At 65.3% G+C, this 501-nt stretch carries 1 protein-coding gene; it reads right to left on the bottom strand.

What is annotated here, in order from left to right; all coding sequences use genetic code 11:
* The coding region (locus ACFP1K_RS41355; protein ID WP_380764108.1) for a cobalamin-dependent protein at nt 1-501 on the bottom strand (501 nt) is incomplete at both ends.

Here is a 501-nt window from a genome sequence, read left to right as displayed (position 1 = left end):
CCATCAACCGCAACCCCTCGAACGCGTCCCGCGCGTACCGCACCTGCCCAGGAAACATCTGCGCCAGATCCTGCTCCACATACGCCCGGGTCAGCGCCGCACCCCCCAGCAGCACCGGGAACTCGTCCGCCAGGCCGCGGGTGGTGATCTCCTCCAGGTTCTCCCGCATGATCACCGTCGACTTCACCAGCAACCCCGACATCCCGATCACGTCGGCCTGATGCTGCTGCGCCGCCTCCAAGATCGCCGAGACGGGTTGCTTGATGCCGAGGTTCACCACCTCGAAGCCGTTGTTGGACAAGATGATGTCGACCAGGTTCTTGCCGATGTCGTGCACATCGCCCTTCACGGTGGCCAGCACGATCCGGCCCTTGGACCCGTTGCCGTCCTCCACCTTGGGCATGTGCGGCTGCAGATACCCCACCGCGGCCTTCATCACCTCGGCCGACGCCAGCACGAACGGCAACTGCATCTGCCCCGACCCGAACAACTCACCGACGG

Source organism: Sphaerisporangium aureirubrum, assembly GCF_042658925.1.
GTDB classification, from domain to species: domain Bacteria; phylum Actinomycetota; class Actinomycetes; order Streptosporangiales; family Streptosporangiaceae; genus Sphaerisporangium; species Sphaerisporangium aureirubrum.
Note: the sequence above shows the minus strand (reverse complement) of the source record. Positions and strands in the feature narration are given on the sequence as shown.